Genomic DNA, 17,591 nt, shown 5'->3' with positions numbered 1-17,591 from the left:
TTTATATCTTTAAGAAAATCAGATAGCTATGAAACTGAATCGGTCTTTAGGGCTTTTACTGCTCTTCTGGCATGCCTACTGTGTTGCACAAGAGGTTAGCTTGCTGAATCAATTCAACGGCCGATACGACTACACTGCTATTGGCAATACCCTAAATACTGCAGAAAACGGCGGAGGTGCTCCTTGTGAGATCTTAACCTCTTCTGCTGCGGAGCTTTCTTTGGAGCCTGACCAAACGGTCATCAATGCCCTTTTGTACTGGGCAGGCTCTGGCACAGGAGATTTTGAAGTACAGCTCAACGGCAGTGAAATAAGGCCAGACAGAACCTTTGCCCTTGCCCTAGACGATACCCGTTCTTTCTTTGCCGCCGTGACAGACATAACAGAACTTGTTCAATCCACAGGAAGCGGCACCTATACCTTATCAGAACTCGACCTGAGTAGTATCATTGAGACCTACTGCCCAACCGGAACCAATTTTGCGGGTTGGTCTATTGTGATCGTTTATGAGGATCCGGACTTGCCCTTGAACCAACTCAATATGTACGAAGGATTGGAGCGCGTCCCGGAAACCATCAGCATAGAACTAGAGAGCCTTAATGTGCTGGACGACGAAGGTGCCAAGATCGGCTTTCTGGCTTGGGAGGGCGATGCTGCCCTGAGCGTAACGGAAACCCTCAGCATCAATGGAGATATAATAAGCAATCCGCCGCTAAACCCAGCAGATAATGCCTTTAACAGTACCAACTCCTTTACTGGATCTGATGTGCTTTACAATATGGACATTGACTTCTACTCCATTGAGGACAATATAGAACCTGGCGACACTTCGGCACTCATAGAGCTAACCTCAGGGCAAGATTTTGTGATGATCAATAATATTGTCACCGTTCTTAACAGTCAATTACCCGATGCTACTGCCAGTATAGATACAGTAAGCGACCCCAGCTGCGGAGAACGCCAACTACTAGTGGACTTTACCATTTACAACATAAACAGTACGGATGTCCTTTTGGCCGGCACACCTATAGCCTTTTATGCAGATGCTACCTTGGTTGGTACAGCAGCAACTTTGGCCGATATTCCAATTGATGGGCAAGAGTCACAAGCTATCTCACTGAATATCCTGGAAGCTGTTCCCAATACCTTTAACTTGCGAATCGTTGCCGATGATACAGGTAGCGGAACTGGTGTGGTTGCAGAGCTGAATGAGACCAATAATGAAGCGGAGCTGCCTGTACGTCTGCTCAAATTCCCGGAATTTCCTTTACCGCAAGATCTGGAACGCTGTGACACCGTTGGAGATGAACTCTTTGATCTGAACGACGCCTTAACAGGGATAGACCCAGAATTGATACTGAGCTTTCACGAATCCGAAGCAGATGCAAATACCGGAGACAATCCTATAGTTGATCCTACAAATTATTTACCCCTAAGCACAACGCAAACCATCTATGTGCGCGTTGCTAATGCAGACTGTTTTGTGGTGAGCTCCTTTGAGATCCGAGTGATCATTTGTCCACTACCCGATGCATCAGTCTCCTTACCCGTTCCGATCACAGCTTGCCGAGGCCGTATTTTGGATTTGACCCTTAGGGTTTTTAACACAGCAGGAACAGCTCCACTTCCCGCGGGAACGCCTATCTCCCTTTACGTCGACGGTGTTTTTTTCTTAGGTCTAGACACTCCCACACCTATTGCAATCGGTGGTTTTATAGACTTGGAATTTCAACTAGCATTAGATACAGCGCTGCCCGATGAATTTAGCCTAATGGCGGTTGTAGATGACCTCGGAGACGGAAGCGGCACGGTGGAAGAATTAGACGAGACCAATAACACTTTCAAGACCACAGTGCGCTTTGAAAATATTCCGGAGCTTCCTACACTCCCAGACCTCTCGGCTTGCGATCTCGGTTTTGATACTGCGACCTTTGATCTTACCCAAATTACAGAAGAGAATTTTGAGGACTTAACAGGCGAGATTCGCTATTTCACCTCTGCTTCTGACGCTTTGTTAGGAATCGGAGCGATAGTGAATCCGAGGCAGTTCAACAACAGTAGCAATCCGCAGCAAATTTATGTGCGATTCGACAATTCGATCTGTTTTGACATTGTTAGCTTTGAACTTTCTGTAGAAAATTGCCCTCCGGTAATCCCCCAAGGTTTCTCACCGAACGGCGATGGCATTAACGACCTCTTTGAAATTGTTGGCCTGTTGGATGTTTTTCCCGATCATCGCTTGGAAATTTATTCCCGACTCGGGAATTTGATCTACACGGGTAACAACCAAACTGGACATTGGAACGGAGTACCAAACAAAGGACTTGCGAGGAGTTCCGGCCCTGTCTCACCGGGAGTTTATTACTACGTATTGTTCTTGGGAGATGAAAATTATGATACTTTGAGTGGCTGGCTCTATTTAAATAGAGAATAAGCTCATTTCACGCGAAGAGCAGGCACTTTTTTTTTAACATTTAAGCCCCGTTTTTAGGTCAATTTTTTTACCTACATCGTTCAAAACAAAAATTACGTCTAAGTTTTGTGCAATTCTTTTACAGACTTAAAATAATCTCTTACATTTATCTTTTAGACATCAATTCATACAATTAACAGCCGCCTTCTATGAGAAATATTACTCCTAGATTCTTACAATCAATAATCGCTCTGGCATTCCTTTTTCTAGGCCTTCAACAAGGTCAGGCACAGCTAGATGCGCAGTTGTCTTTGGACGACGCCTTTGCAAAAGGGAATTTCATTGAAATTGGAATCAACCAGAACGGAACTTTTGGTGTTCCAAACAGCCAGAATCCTGGTCCACCGTATCATGATAGTCGTGAAACCGGAAACGATCTTTTTGGCTTTATCGCTAACCCGGTAATGGACGGATGGGTCGATTATGACGGAGATTTCTTTACTCCTGGTTCTCCAGAGGAAGGATGGGCCATCGAGTACGACGGAGCTACCTGGAACAACAACTTGGCGAGTCCTAATCAGATTCCTGGTGCTGTTAGTGGCGCTGGAATACTTACCGATCCGTGTTTTGGAGATTTTGCCCAAGTTTCATGGAACGGTTTTATCGATGGAATAGAAATTATTCGTAATTTCTCTGTTTCTCGCGACGGACTTTTCATTCGAATGGAGCAGCGTTTGACCAACTTAGACGATGTGCCTAAAACGAATTTGTACTGGATGAACAATGTGGATCCAGACAACAACCAAACGATTAACGGAAGTTTTACCACCGATCAGGAGCTGATTGCTCAGCCTTCTGGCGGATTGGACATCTTGGGATTTGTTTGTGCTTCTCAAGGTCCATTGGGTGGTGTTGACGCTAACGGATCAAGTGTTTGTTATTATGTACAAGACGAGCGAGCTCGTGTGACCTTTGGAGGTTTCACTAACCGTGATCCGTCCGATATTTGGAACGGGGTTGGTTTTGAACAAACAGAAGGGGCGACAAATACTGCAGATGAGGCCATTTCTATTGCCTATTTCTTCGGAGATCTTGCTCCTGGAGAATCTGTAACCTTTACCTACTTCTACGTATTTAGAGACTTCACTGGAGGTGGAGTTGATCCGACCTTTATTACCTTGACCCCACAGAGCCCTTCAGCTTGTGGTGCTAGTGACGGTGCTATTGTAGTAACTGGGCTTTTAGGTGATATCGATTATAATATCTCCTATGTGGATGATGGTGTTCCTGTTGGACCTATCACTTTACCAGCAGACATGACTGGTTCTTTGATCATTGGAGGTTTGGATGCAGGTGTGTATACAGACTTTGTATTCACCAACGATGCAGGATGTTTCTTTGAAAATCCGGGGCCTATCGTAATTGAAGATCCAGGTGCTCCTACGTTCACCGTAGTGGTAAATCAACCTGTAGCGTGTGACATGGACGGTAGTCTTGAACTTCAAGGCCTAGCGCCAGCAACATCATACGACCTGACCTATACACAAGACGCAACGGTTATCGGACCAGCTACCGTGCTATCTGACGCAACTGGAAGCATCTTTATTACTGGTCTAGGGGAAGTTACCATTACAGACATAACATTAGAGCAAGGTACTTGTTCCTTTACAGATCCAGGACCTTACACACTTGAGTATCCTGACTTCACTCCAGTAGTTACTCCTGCGGATCCTGTAAATTGTGATTCTGATGGGTCTCTTACTGTAGACGGACTTGCTCCAGACACCACCTATGAGGTTACCTATTTACTCGATGGAGTTTTAGTTGGCCCTATCACAGTGACTACAGACGCCACAGGTCAATTCATAATCAGTGGTTTGGACGAAGGTTCTTATACCGACATTACTATCGTACTCAACGAATGTACCTACACAGCGGCCGGACCGTTCGTTTTAACACGCCCATCTTTAGGTGGTGCCGTTATCACTGGCGTTGATCCTGTAACTTGTGGTCCTACAGGAGAGGTGATCATTAGCAATGTATTCCCGAACACGTCCTTTACCCTTACTTATACCTTTAACGGTGTACCAGTTGGTCCTATAACTGTGACCTCTGATGCCTCAGGAACCATAGTGATCACCGGGCTATTAGCTGGTATTTATGCCGATGGGGTTTTGACCTTGAACGACTGTTCTTTCACGCAACCCGCACCGATCGAGTTGTTTGATCCAGAATCTCCAAGCTTTACGATAACCGAAGAAGATTCTGACGTCTGCGGACCTAACGGAGCCTTGTTGATAGAAGGTCTTCTCCCAGATACAACTTACAATGTGACCTATACAGTAGACGGAGTTGTAGTTGGCCCAGTTGCCTTTACAACCGATGCTTCGGGTAACATTATAATTGGAAGTTTAGATCAAGGAACTTATACAGATGTAACCGTAGAAATTGTTGAATGTGCCACTACTTTAGCTGGCCCATTTGTGATCAATTATCCGGATAACCCAACATTTACGGTTACCGTGAATGATCCTGCAACTTGTTCTGCAGACGGAAGTATTGTGATCTCTGGTCTATCTGCAGGCACGACTTACGATGTATCCTACAGCTTTAATGGCACTCCTGAAGGTCCATTAGCCTTAACGGCCGATGGAACAGGTACCATTACTATCTCAGGATTGGATCAAGGAACCTACACGGATATTTTGGTTGACCTTGGTTCTTGTCAAGCTGACGATCCAGGGCCGTATGAGATAATGTATCCTGACAGCCCTGCGATCAACATGCCGGCTGCTTATGAACTTTGCGGAACCCCTGCGGGAGTAGCGGAGTTCGACTTAAGCAGCCGTGACAGCGAGATCACCGGTGGAACATCTGGTGTAACAGTGACCTATCACGTATCTGAAGCAGATGCCGAAACTGGAGACAATCCACTGACATCTCCATATACGAACACTTCAAACCCTCAAACGGTTTATGTCCGTGTTCTAGACGATGTTACGGGTTGTTTCAGCACGACTACTTTAGAATTGGTTGCCTTAGTGATCGATCCGTTAGCTATGCCAGCTGCAGTAGAAAGCTGCCCAGCAGACGGTGCTTCAGGCTTAACGAATCAGTTCGATCTTACGGCCTTTAACGTTGAATTGGGTATTGATGTTTCTGGACTGACAGTTACTTACCACACCAATACGGCTGATGCAGAAGACGGTAGTAATCCAATTGCAAATCCGACAAGCTACACTAACGCCACAACTCCGGAGACCATTTATATCCGAGTTGCCAATGACGAAGGTTGTTTCCAAACAACTTCAGTGGAGATCAGTGTGGTAGCATGTGAGATCGAGATTCCTCAAGGGATTTCACCAAACGGCGATGGATTCAACGACACCTTCTCTATCAACGGATTAGAACTTCATCCGAATTTCGAGCTCAAGATCTTTGATCGTCGCGGACTTCTAGTATACTCCGGAAACGGAAGTACTCAAGAATGGGACGGTAGAGCGCTAGAGAAGAATGGTGAGTTACTACCAGTTGGAACTTATTTCTACACGCTTCAACTCAATGATGCGCCCGGAGATCCTTTCTCCGATGTAGAACAACTATACTCTGGTTGGGTCTATTTGAATTACTAAGTAGATTTCCACTATTAAGAAAAAGCCTTCAAATTTAGATTTGAAGGCTTTTTTTTATCGATAAACGGAAAGATTTTTACGATTAGAAATTGCGTAACTTACCGTAAAAATTCAACTAAAATGTCACTAATTAAAACCGTCTGGCTGAGCTTGCTTTTGCTTGCCTTCAACCTTTCTTCACTTCAGGCTCAAGTAAGTAAACCCGATCCTGCTAATTTTGATCGATTTATCGCTCAGGTATACACTGGTTCTGGGGCCGATTTTATTAATCCAGATACCCGCAGATATGCTTATATGAAAGCGCTTTATGAGAACCGCATCACTTTTGTAAAGAGCGATGCAGAAAAGCTCGATCTAGATAACAGCCTAAAACTACTTTCAGAAGTACCACTATACAATCTTTACAATCCAGCAGTGACAAGAGATACTGGGTTCGATCTGCAGGAGTTCAATCCTTTCAAATATCAGTTCGATTTTTACGCTGCGACTAAGATCATCTATCGCATAGACGGCACAGATTATCTCATAGTTATTCAACCTCAAGAACGCAAACAATAAGCTCATGAAAACAAAAATCTCACTTCTTCTTGGGCTACTTTGTTGGACAAGCTGGGCACAAGATATCAATATGCAAAACGGCAGCTTTAACGTCTGTGCCGGAAACTTCTACGATTCAGGAGGCGCTGCCGGACCCTATGCGAACAATGAAAACTTGGTCTTGACCTTATGTGATGATGGTAGCGGCGGCATTTTACAGGTAGACTTTACCAGTTTTACGACAGAGACGCCTAACGACGTTTTGACCATTTATGATGGACCGGATACCTCCTCACCCGTTATTGGAGATTTCTCCGGAACCAACAGCCCGGGAATCGTGCGTCCATCACCGACTAACACCTCTGGTTGTTTGACCTTTGAATTTGCATCCAATGAATTCTTCACCTCTATCGGCTGGGAAGCGCAACTGAGCTGTTGTCAAGAGATCTCAACCACTTTTGAAGGTTCTACCCCTGCTGCGGCTGGTGGTATCATAGCTGCGGATGTTGACGAATTAATTACCGTTAATGCCTCTGCTGTATTTGCCGGATCTGATGTCGGAGCCACCTACGAATGGGACTTTGGCGATGGGACAATTATGAGTGGCTTGACAGCCATGCACTCCTACAGCTCGCCAGGCCTTTATCCAATTAGCTTCACGGCAACAGATGCAGCAGGTTGCGTTGATCAATCGCGCATTGAACTGATAGCCGATGTGGAGTTTGACGTGTCTGTAGGGAATCCTTTTGTGGATGCAGGACCCGATGTTACCTTAGATTGTTCTTCTGGTGAGATCTGTGCAGATCTGAGTGCGGACTTTCTCTCCATTGGAGAAACGACAACCTATAATGTAGTGCCTATCCCTTTTGACCCACCATTCTCCTTTAATGGTTTGGCCAATAGTTTGAATCCTGACATTGATGATGCCTGGTCTGGTGTAGAAGAATTACCTTTTGACTTTTGTTTCTTCGGAGGGACTGAAACCCAGTTCCAAGTGGGCTCCAATGGAGTGATCCGTTTTGAAGTTGATGCTTCAGACACCTCCAATGGATGGTCATTTAGCGAAGACCTACCCAACAATGATAATCCAACCTTGGGAGAGGCCAATATCTTTACCCCCGGACACGATATCAACCCTGCCACAAGTGACACAGAGGAGATCGGCTATGAAGTGCTCGGAACAGCCCCGAATCGAGTTTTGGTTGTTTCGTATTATGAGGTACCTATGTTCTCAGCCAGTTGTGGTGATCTACTAGCTACACAAATGGCGGTGCTTTATGAGACCACCAACATCATAGATGTATATATATTAAACAAACCCACTTGTGAGACCTGGAACAGCGGAAACGCAGTTCTTGGAATACAAAACAATGAAGGAACCGAAGCATTTGTTCCTCCGGGGAGGAATACCTCGGACTCTCCATGGACAACTGAATTTGAGGCTTGGCGCTTCATACCTAACGGACCAAGCGTTACCAGCATCACTTGGCTGGATGAATCGGGAGCAGTTGTTGGAGACACTGCAGATATTACGGTATGCCCTGCTGGCACACAAACCTATACCGCCCGTGTTGATTACCTAAACTGTAATGGAGAAACCGTTACCGTAGAAGATACCGTAACCGTAACGACCAATGCCACTTTTAGCTTTAATTTAGGAGAAGATATTGGGACCTGCGATACTGACCCAATCACTTTGGATGCCGATACGGGAACTGCAGGGGTTACTTATCAATGGTTCTTAGACGATGCTCCTATTGTTGGTGCCACAGATCCCACCTATGACGCAACTACCTCAGGAACCTATCGCTGTGAGGCTACCGACGGGGAATGTACCGTTGCTGATACAGTTGTGGTGACCTTTTTTGATACACCTGTAGCGAATACACCAACAGATCTAACGGTCTGTGATGATGATAACGACGGTTTTGCCGAATTTGACTTGAATCTGGCTGATGCGGAGATCATTGCCGGTCAGCCCGATACGGTCGTTACCTATTATGTGACCGAAGCCGAGGCTATTGCAGGTATAGCAGGTTCGGAATTGTCAATGCCTTATACCAATGTGGAGAATCCGCAAGTGGTTTGGGCTAGGATCGAGAATTCAGGAGGTTGTTTCGATGTGGTGAGCTTTACCATTACGGTCTTGAATTCGCCAGAGATCAATGATCCTATTGGGAGTTTTGAACTCTGTGATGATGAGACGCCTGACGGTTCTACCGTTTTTGACCTGACCTTCTGGATCTCTGAGATCACTACAGAAACTGCTGTTGACGTAAGTTTCCATGAGACTGAGGCCGACGCAGTTGCAGATACAGGAGCAATTGGAGATCCTACCACTTATACGAACACTTCCAATCCGCAGCTGATATGGGTGCGCCTAAGCGATCCGACAACAGGCTGTTTTACTGTTGGAAGTTTTGAACTCATAGTAAACCCAGGACCTTTGACCAATGCACCAGCTCCGTATGAGTTATGCGATATGCTGCCTTTTGATGGCTTTGCCGAATTCAACTTGACCTCGAGAGATGTAGAGATCACTGAAGGCGCTCCAGGTCTTACAGTGAGCTACTATTTGACTGAGGAAGAAGCCGCAACTGGTGACACTGCTGCGGCCTTGAGTAGTCCATATACCAATACTACGAATCCGCAGACTGTTTTTGCTCGTGTAGAAGATAACGCCACAGGCTGTTTCAGCATTGAATCTTTGGTTCTTGAAGTCCTGGCAGGACCAGCAATAACAGCGCCAACACCTTTAGAATTGTGCGATAATAACAATCCTGGAGATGAGATCGAAGCCTTTGACCTTACTGTTAAAGATGCTGAGATCGCTGGGGGTGATGCTAGTCTAGAGGTGACTTATCACGAAACCGAAGCTGACGCAGAAGCCGGAACAGCTGCCTTGGTAAGTCCGTATACCAATACCAGCAATCCGCAAACGGTCTATGTCCGTGTGACCGATCCTGCAACAGGCTGTTTCAGTACTACGGAATTGACCTTGATTGTTTTACCGCTACCGGTGGTAATTGCTCCAGAACCACTTCTGGAGTGCAGTAACGATGGACCAACAGCCGTGTTCGACCTTGAACCACTGATCGCTGTTGTGAGCGGTGGCGATGCCGATCTAACTGCGACCTTCCACAACAGTGAGGCTGATGCTGCTAGCGGCGATAATCCATTACCATTGAATTACACCAACTCAAGCAACCCTGAGATCGTTTACATCCGGGTGGTGAATCTAGCTACTGGTTGTTTCAACACCACTACGGTGGAATTGACCGTTGATGTGGTTCCACCCTTAGCCGCTTTGGATTTCATTGAACTCTGCGCAACTGGTTCTAGTGGGACTGCAGATTTTGATCTGACTACTTTGATAGCAGAAATTGGCTCTTCAGAAGCTAGTTTGAATTATACTTATCACACCACTGCGGACGACGCAGAAACTGGTGATAATCCGATAAGTGATCCCGCGAATTATACCTTCAGTGGAGATGGAGCTACAATCTACGTCCGAGGGACCTCTGCAAATGGTTGCTACGCGGTCGGTTTGGCTGGTTTCAGTATAATCAGTTGTGTTATTGAGATTCCACAAGGTATTTCTCCTAATGGCGATGGCTTCAACGATACCTTTGCAATTCTTGGCTTAGAGAATCATCCGAACTTTGAACTTAAGATCTTTGATCGTCGCGGTATCATGGTTTATAGCGCCAATGCCAGTACTGATCAATGGGACGGACGTGCTGCAGCGCAAAACGGAGAGTTGTTACCGGTAGGAACATATTTCTATACCCTGCAACTCAACGATTCGCCAGATAGTTCTCAATCCACAGAAACCGAGCAACTCTACAGCGGTTGGGTGTATTTGAATTATTAATTACGCAGGCCAATGAGCCTCCTCAATGAATCCAAACGGCTCGTTTCAATACGAGCCGTTTTTGTTTTAGAATGCCCTTAAAAAAGCGTAATTTTAAGGTTCGTTTTGTGGAGAGATAGCAGTATATGAAATTCACCATTGTTTCTGATTTTAAACCGACGGGAGATCAGCCTGATGCGATAAAAGCCCTCGCAGAAGGCATTGAATCTGGCGAAAGATACCAGACACTACTTGGTGTTACCGGGAGTGGAAAAACCTTTACAGTGGCTAATGTTATTGAAGAGGTGCAGCGACCCACCTTGGTATTGGCTCACAACAAGACACTGGCTGCGCAACTTTATACAGAGTTTAAGCAATTCTTCCCAAACAATGCCGTGGAATACTTTGTTTCCTATTACGATTACTACCAACCGGAGGCCTATATTCCAACCAGCGGAACCTATATTGAAAAGGATCTTTCGATCAACGAAGAGATAGAAAAGTTGCGATTAAGTGCCACTTCTTCCCTCCTCTCGGGCAGACGCGATGTATTGGTAGTTGCTTCTGTTTCTTGTTTGTACGGTATTGGAAACCCTATAGAATTCCAGAAGAACGTGATCAAACTACACGAAGGTGAAATGATCTCCAGAACGGACTTGCTTCATAAATTGGTGCAGAGTCTTTACTCCAGAACCGAAGCGGAATTCAGCCATGGAAACTTCAGAATAAAGGGAGACACCTTAGATGTTTATCCGAGTTATGCGGATATCGCTTTCCGCATTCATTTCTTTGGCGATGAGATCGAGGAAATCGAAGCTTTCGACCCAGGGACCAATGACCGAATTGAGCGTTACGACCGTTTGACTATCTATCCGGCCAATATGTTTGTGACCTCTCCGGATGTTTTACAACATGCGATCCACAATATACAAGACGATCTGGTCAAACAGATGGATTTTTTTAGAGAAGTAGGTAAGCCTTTGGAGGCTAAACGCTTGGAAGAGCGCACCAACTTTGACTTGGAGATGATCCGAGAATTGGGCTACTGCTCTGGAATTGAGAACTATTCCCGTTATTTAGATGGCCGAGAACCAGGAACCCGTCCTTTCTGTTTGTTGGATTATTTTCCTGATGATTATTTGATGGTGGTGGATGAGAGTCACGTTTCGATCCCGCAGGTAAGTGCCATGTACGGTGGGGATCGCTCCCGAAAAGAAAATCTGGTGGAATACGGTTTTAGATTGCCCGCTGCTTTGGATAACCGTCCGCTAAAGTTTGAAGAATTCGAGATGCTACAAAACCAAGTGATCTATGTGAGTGCCACCCCAGCCGATTACGAATTAGGCAAGACCGAAGGAGTCTACATTGAGCAGATTATCAGACCAACGGGCTTATTGGATCCCGAGATCGAGATAAGGCCAAGTTTGCATCAGATCGACGATCTGATCGAAGAGATTCAAATTCGCGTTGAAAAAGACGAACGGGTGTTGGTAACCACCTTGACCAAACGCATGGCAGAAGAGCTGACCAAATACTTGACCCGAATACAGATTCGTTGCCGCTACATTCACAGCGATGTAGACACTTTAGAACGCGTTGAGATCATGCAGGATCTGCGTTTGGGCCTATTCGACGTCTTGATCGGTGTAAACTTATTGCGTGAAGGATTGGACTTGCCGGAGGTATCTCTAGTAGCGATCCTAGATGCAGACAAAGAAGGATTCTTACGATCCAACCGCTCGCTCACCCAGACCGTTGGTCGGGCGGCAAGACATATCAACGGAAAGGCAATCATGTATGCCGATAAGATAACGCGCAGCATGCAAGAAACCATGGACGGTACAAATTATCGTAGGGCAAAACAGATCGCCTACAATGAAAAGCACGGGATCACTCCAACAGCAATTAAAAAATCCCTAGACAACGCGCTGACCAAAAAGAAAACAGAGCGCTTTTCCTTTGATACGGCAGAGGAATTACTGCAAGAGCGTCCGGAAGAATATTTGACCAAACCGCAGATCGAAAAACGGATTCGAGATACCCGTAAGGCCATGGAGAAAGCGGCCAAAGAGCTCGATTTTATGTTGGCTGCTAAGCTTCGGGATCAGATAAAACAATATCAAAAGGAAATGGAAACTCTGGAATAATGGAACACGAACCAGACTCCATACGGATCAATAAAGCCTTGAGCGAACAAGGATTTTGCTCCCGTCGACAAGCAGATACGCTAATCGAACAAGGCCGAGTTACCATTAATGGTCGCAAAGCTGTATTAGGTGATCGTGTGCTCCCCAATGATGAAATCCGAGTAGACGGAAAATCGGCCAATAAAAAACAAGAAGATGTCTTTATTGCTTTTAACAAACCTGTAGGCATTACCTGTACTACAGACGAAAGCATCCCGGGTAATATAATCAGTTATATCAATCATCCAGAAAGAATCTTTCATGTTGGACGCTTGGACAAACCCAGTGAAGGATTGATCTTTTTGACCAACAATGGTGATATAGTCAATAAAATTTTACGTGCTGGAAATCAGCATGAAAAAGAATATATAGTCACCGTAGATCGCCCGATCACTGAAGAATTTGTAAAGCGCATGGCTGGTGGTATTCCTATCTTAGGAACCGTGACCAAAAAATGCAAGGTCGAACGCCTAAGCAGATTTGTGTTCAAGATCATCTTGGTGCAAGGCCTTAACAGGCAGATCCGCAGAATGTGTGAGTATTTAGGCTATGAAGTCACCCGTTTGCAAAGAGTCCGCATCATGAATATCACCTTAGAAGGTATTCCAGAGGGCAAATGGCGAGATCTAACAGCAAAAGAGCTACAAGAGATCGAGGCGATGGTCAGCACTTCTTCTAAAGTATCTGCAGCTCAAACTCCGCGCAGACGCCGCAGACGATAGTCACTCGAATAAATTTCTGAACTTATTTAGACTAGAAGGATAAATGAGTTCTATAAAAAAACCGCACCCCAATTGCCAAGGTGCGGCTTACTACAACTAACTAACCAAATTTCCTAATAGACTTTTAGGATAACTATGAAATTGCAATTGTGCGTTTCTGAGACAGCTGCACCTCTTTGTTCTTTGGAACAAAGATGGTCAAAACACCATCGGTATAGGTGGCTGAAATCTCTTCTTGTTTCACATCTTCCGGTAAGCTGAACGATCTGCTAAAGCTCGCAAAGCTAAACTCCTTGCGAGTATAGCGCCCGTGGTCTTCTTTTACCTCTGTTGTGTTCTCAATGCTAGAAGACACAGTTAGAACGTCATCTTCTATATCGATTTTAAAATCTTCTTTTTTAAGGCCTGGCGCTGCAAGAGCTACTTGAAAATCATTTTCTGTCTCTTTTATATTGGCCGCAGGCACTTGGGTACGTTGTCCTCCCCAAACGTCTAAACGATCGTTCATAAATAGATCGTCCAGAAGTGAAGGAAAACCGAATCGGGTATTTCTTTTAACTAAACTCATAACATGAAAAATTTATTTACTCTTGGTATATAGCAAATTCGATTCCAATGCTATTTTCACGCCATTATGGCGTAATTTAAGGTAAATAGAATGTCGTTTTGACAGTTTAGTTGTAGTAAGCCTGAAAGATACGCACCAATTCTTCTGTAGGAATGAGCTTGTTCTCGTACTTATCCATACGGAGCATTACCTGATCGATGATCTCCATGCGGATACCCATTTTGAGTCCAAAATTGCGCAAGGCAGCAACTTCTGCATCCTTGGTCTTAAGGTCGATATTCATCATCAATACCAACTTATGGAAGTGGGTAATACGCCCAAGTTCAGTAACTATAGGCTTAGATTCGACAGGATTGTGAAAGAGGTCGTGAACCGTTTCTTTATCGATATCGAAACGTTTGGCCAAGGTCATGATGAATTGATATTCCTCTTCAGAAATATGATGATCTGCTTGAGCCAGTGCGATAAGGTCGCTGAGTAATCCTAATTTTTCCTCTTTGTCTTCCATGGTAGTTAATCCGAGTAAAAATAGGGAAAAGCGAGGACAAAAAAAATCCCGAGCGATAGCATCGGGATTCTTCTTTTAAATACAGTGCACTACCTACACTACCGTCTTCAATCGCACGGGCACTGTATATTCCATTCCTGTCTGAGCATTAGCTTCCAATTTCTGGTAATTCAGTCTGGATTTGATGTAAGACACCACAGTATCATTTTCTGAGTCTACCGACAGTACAACCACCTCGTTGTCTTTGTTGATCATAAAAGAAACCTTGGCGATCTCCTCTGATCCAAAATCAAAATCTGGGTTGGCTAAAAACTTCCCGATCTCCTGAGTGATCGTTACTGGGTTCGATTCGTTTGGCTCGGTGGCCGCATTTGCGGTAGTCCCTACAAAAAACGCTAGGGCAACTACCAATAAACTTAATTTTCGCATTACTGTTCGATTTTAATTGATGTACACCTAATAGACTGCTCAAAAATCAAATAGTTACCGCTAAGCTGCTGATTTAACGACAGTTTAACGATTATTTGAACTGCTTAACATTAAAATTAGGGCATTAAAAAACTCCCGAAAACCAGTGTTTACGGGAGTTCAAGTATGTTACAAAGTCTTAGGCTAGTAAGGCCTGAACTTTATCTGAAGCTTCTTTAAACTCAACTGCAGAATGCACATCCAAACCGCTATTATCGATAATTTCTTTAGCTAGCTCGGCATTGGTTCCTTGCAGACGAACAATAATTGGTACAGGAATATCTCCAATATTCTTGTAGGCATCAACGATACCTTGTGCCACACGATCGCAACGTACAATTCCACCAAAGATGTTCACCAAGATGGCTTTAACATTCGGGTCGCGCAAGATGATCTTAAAGGCTGTCTCCACACGCTCTGCGTCTGCAGTACCTCCAACGTCAAGGAAGTTAGCTGGCTCTCCACCTGCCATTTTAATAAGATCCATAGTAGCCATCGCCAAACCTGCTCCGTTAACCATACATCCAACGTTTCCGTCTAGATCAACGTAGTTTAGTCCAACGGCTTTCGCCTCAACCTCAATAGGATTCTCCTCGCGTACATCACGCATCTCAGCGTAATCCTTGTGACGGTAAAGTGCATTATCATCTATAGTTACTTTAGAATCCACCGCGATCACACGATCGTCACTGGTCTTAAGCACAGGGTTGATCTCAAAAAGAGAACTGTCTGAATTCTCATAGGCTTTGTAAAGCGCAAAGACAAACTTGGTCATCTCCTTGAAAGCCTTTCCACTCAAGCCTAAGTTAAATGCTATACGACGGGCTTGGAAAGGAAGCAAACCAGTATCTGGCTCCACAGTTTCTGTAAAGATCAATTCTGGTGTCTCTTCTGCAACGGCTTCAATGTCCATCCCTCCTTGTGGAGAATACATGATCATGTTCTTTCCGGCCGCACGGTCTAACAAGACGCTCATATAATATTCTTTCGGCTCTGAATCTCCAGGATAGTAAACATCCTCTGCGATCAAAACTTGGTGTACTGTTTTACCTTCTGCGGATGTTTGAGGGGTGATGAGTTGCATGCCCAAGATCTGGTTAGACAGATCGCGAACCTCATCCAAGCTTTTGGCCAATTTTACACCGCCACCTTTACCGCGGCCTCCCGCGTGAACCTGGGCCTTGATAACATGCCAGCCGGTTCCGGTTTCTTCGGTTAGTTTTTTGGCAGCCTCAACAGCTTGCTCAGGAGTTTCTGCCACATATCCTCTTTGGATCTGTACGCCAAAACTATTTAATATTTCCTTGCCTTGATATTCGTGTAGATTCATATGCTCGGTAGTCTTTTTTTCTGTTCTGCAAAGGTAGCAAATGCTAGTGGTCTGTTCCAACAAAATTTGCCTAGAAAATAAGTCACTTATCGAAAGCTTAACAGTTTTTTAGCGACTCTGACTTGCAGAAGATTTAACAGGCTTGCTTAATTTAGTGGGCTAAAATTTAAAAACAATGACAAATCAAGACCTTTTAACTGCTGTAGATCGCTTTGACAGCCCTTTGTATGTGTACGATGCCAATATGATCGCATCTCAATACAAACGCCTGACCGCAGCATTTAAACAGGTAGACAAGCTCAAGATCCACTACGCGGTCAAAGCTTCGAACAATTTGTCCATTTTAAAGCTCATCAACAGCCTTGGTGCCGGATTGGATACAGTTTCTGTTCAAGAAGTGCTTTTGGGCTTGGAGGCAGGAGTAGATCCGAAAGACATTATTTATACTCCCAACGGTGTTTCTTTTGAAGAAATTGAACAAGTTGCCGGTATGGGAGTGCAGATCAATATCGACAATCTGGCCATTTTAGAGCAGTTCGGAACTGCACATCCTAAAGTGCCTGTTTGTATCCGCATCAATCCACACGTTATGGCCGGCGGCAATACCAATATTTCCGTAGGGCATATCGATAGTAAATTCGGTATCTCCATCCATCAGTTGCCACATATACTGCGGATAGTGGAGAACACCGGAATGCATATAAACGGTATCCATATGCATACTGGTAGTGACATTCTAGATGTAGAGGTGTTCTTATATGCTTCAGAGATCCTCTTTGAAACGGCCAAACATTTCAAGACTTTGGATTTTATCGACTTCGGAAGTGGATTTAAAGTACCCTACAAAGCGGGCGATATCGAAACCAATGTGGAAGAATTTGGCGAAAAACTAAGCCAACGCTTCAACGATTTCCAAGCAGAGTACGGACGTCCACTTACTTTGGCGTTTGAGCCTGGAAAATTTTTGGTCAGCCAAGCCGGACAATTCTTAGTGCGCGTAAATGCCATTAAACAAACCACCTCAACGGTTTTTGCACAAGTTGATAGTGGTTTTAATCATTTGATACGCCCAATGCTCTACGGCGCGCAGCATCAGATCAGAAATATCTCTAATCCAGAAGGAAAAGAGCGTTTTTATTCCGTAGTAGGCTATATCTGCGAAACAGATACCTTTGCAAATAATAGGCGTATTGCAGAAATTTCAGAAAGCGACATCTTAAGTTTTAGCAATGCCGGAGCGTACTGTTTTACTATGGCAAGTAATTACAACAGCCGCTACCGCCCAGCCGAAGCCCTTTTTATAGATGGGGATTGGAAGCTTATTCGCAAGCGGGAGACCTTTGAAGATCTGATCAGAAATCAGTTGGTGTAATA

At 44.7% G+C, this 17,591-nt stretch carries 11 protein-coding genes; 7 read left to right on the top strand and 4 right to left on the bottom strand.

Annotated features, from left to right (window positions below):
* Positions 1-28: 28 nt before the first annotated feature.
* From AC0J2F_RS11575 to rluF, 6 genes are all read left to right on the top strand, one after another.
* Complete coding sequence (locus tag AC0J2F_RS11575) at positions 29-2,434, top strand: T9SS type B sorting domain-containing protein (protein WP_473007780.1); 2,406 nt, start codon at positions 29-31, stop codon at positions 2,432-2,434.
* Positions 2,435-2,622: 188 nt separating this feature from the next.
* On the top strand, positions 2,623-6,045 hold the full coding sequence (locus tag AC0J2F_RS11570) for a T9SS type B sorting domain-containing protein (RefSeq protein ID WP_473007779.1): 3,423 nt from the start codon (positions 2,623-2,625) through the stop codon (positions 6,043-6,045).
* A 120-nt stretch (positions 6,046-6,165) separates the two neighbouring features.
* On the top strand, positions 6,166-6,603 hold the full coding sequence (locus AC0J2F_RS11565) for a hypothetical protein (RefSeq protein ID WP_374958860.1): 438 nt from the start codon (positions 6,166-6,168) through the stop codon (positions 6,601-6,603).
* 4 nt (positions 6,604-6,607) lie between these two features.
* Positions 6,608-10,456: a T9SS type B sorting domain-containing protein gene (locus AC0J2F_RS11560; protein ID WP_473007778.1), complete on the top strand. Its 3,849-nt coding sequence runs from the start codon at positions 6,608-6,610 to the stop codon at positions 10,454-10,456.
* A 125-nt stretch (positions 10,457-10,581) separates the two neighbouring features.
* Positions 10,582-12,582 carry an excinuclease ABC subunit UvrB gene (gene uvrB / locus AC0J2F_RS11555; RefSeq protein ID WP_473007777.1) on the top strand — a complete coding sequence of 667 codons (2,001 nt, stop codon included), beginning with the start codon at positions 10,582-10,584 and terminating at the stop codon, positions 12,580-12,582.
* Positions 12,582-13,343 (top strand): 23S rRNA pseudouridine(2604) synthase RluF, encoded by a 762-nt coding sequence (rluF, locus tag AC0J2F_RS11550; RefSeq protein ID WP_473007776.1) that lies wholly within the window; start codon positions 12,582-12,584, stop codon positions 13,341-13,343. Before uvrB ends, rluF begins: the two co-directional genes overlap by 1 nt.
* 133 nt (positions 13,344-13,476) lie before the next feature.
* On the opposite strand, the gene AC0J2F_RS11545 is transcribed toward rluF, so the two are convergent.
* The 4 genes from AC0J2F_RS11545 to sucC all read right to left on the bottom strand — a co-directional run bounded on the left by AC0J2F_RS11545 (position 13,477) and on the right by sucC (position 16,217).
* Positions 13,477-13,911, bottom strand: coding sequence for an Hsp20/alpha crystallin family protein (locus tag AC0J2F_RS11545; RefSeq protein WP_473007775.1), 435 nt, complete (start codon positions 13,909-13,911; stop codon positions 13,477-13,479).
* 106 nt (positions 13,912-14,017) lie between these two features.
* Entirely contained in the window at positions 14,018-14,419 is a 402-nt protein-coding gene (locus AC0J2F_RS11540) for a tellurite resistance TerB family protein (RefSeq protein ID WP_087523003.1), read from the bottom strand.
* A 93-nt stretch (positions 14,420-14,512) separates the two neighbouring features.
* Positions 14,513-14,848 (bottom strand): hypothetical protein, encoded by a 336-nt coding sequence (locus AC0J2F_RS11535; protein ID WP_473007774.1) that lies wholly within the window; start codon positions 14,846-14,848, stop codon positions 14,513-14,515.
* Between the two features lie 178 nt (positions 14,849-15,026).
* The gene (sucC, locus tag AC0J2F_RS11530) at positions 15,027-16,217 is read right to left on the bottom strand and encodes an ADP-forming succinate--CoA ligase subunit beta (RefSeq protein ID WP_374958311.1); all 1,191 of its coding nucleotides are present in this window, start codon (positions 16,215-16,217) and stop codon (positions 15,027-15,029) included.
* A 175-nt stretch (positions 16,218-16,392) separates the two neighbouring features.
* Here sucC and lysA point away from each other — a divergent pair, with 175 nt between their 5' ends.
* Positions 16,393-17,589, top strand: a complete 1,197-nt coding sequence (gene lysA, locus AC0J2F_RS11525) for a diaminopimelate decarboxylase (protein ID WP_473007773.1) — start codon at positions 16,393-16,395, stop codon at positions 17,587-17,589.
* Positions 17,590-17,591 lie beyond the last annotated feature (2 nt).

The sequence above is a fragment of the Gilvibacter sp. CC01 genome (assembly GCF_055755295.1).
The sequence above is the reverse complement of the archived record's forward strand: the minus strand, read 5'-3'. Positions and strand labels throughout refer to the sequence as shown.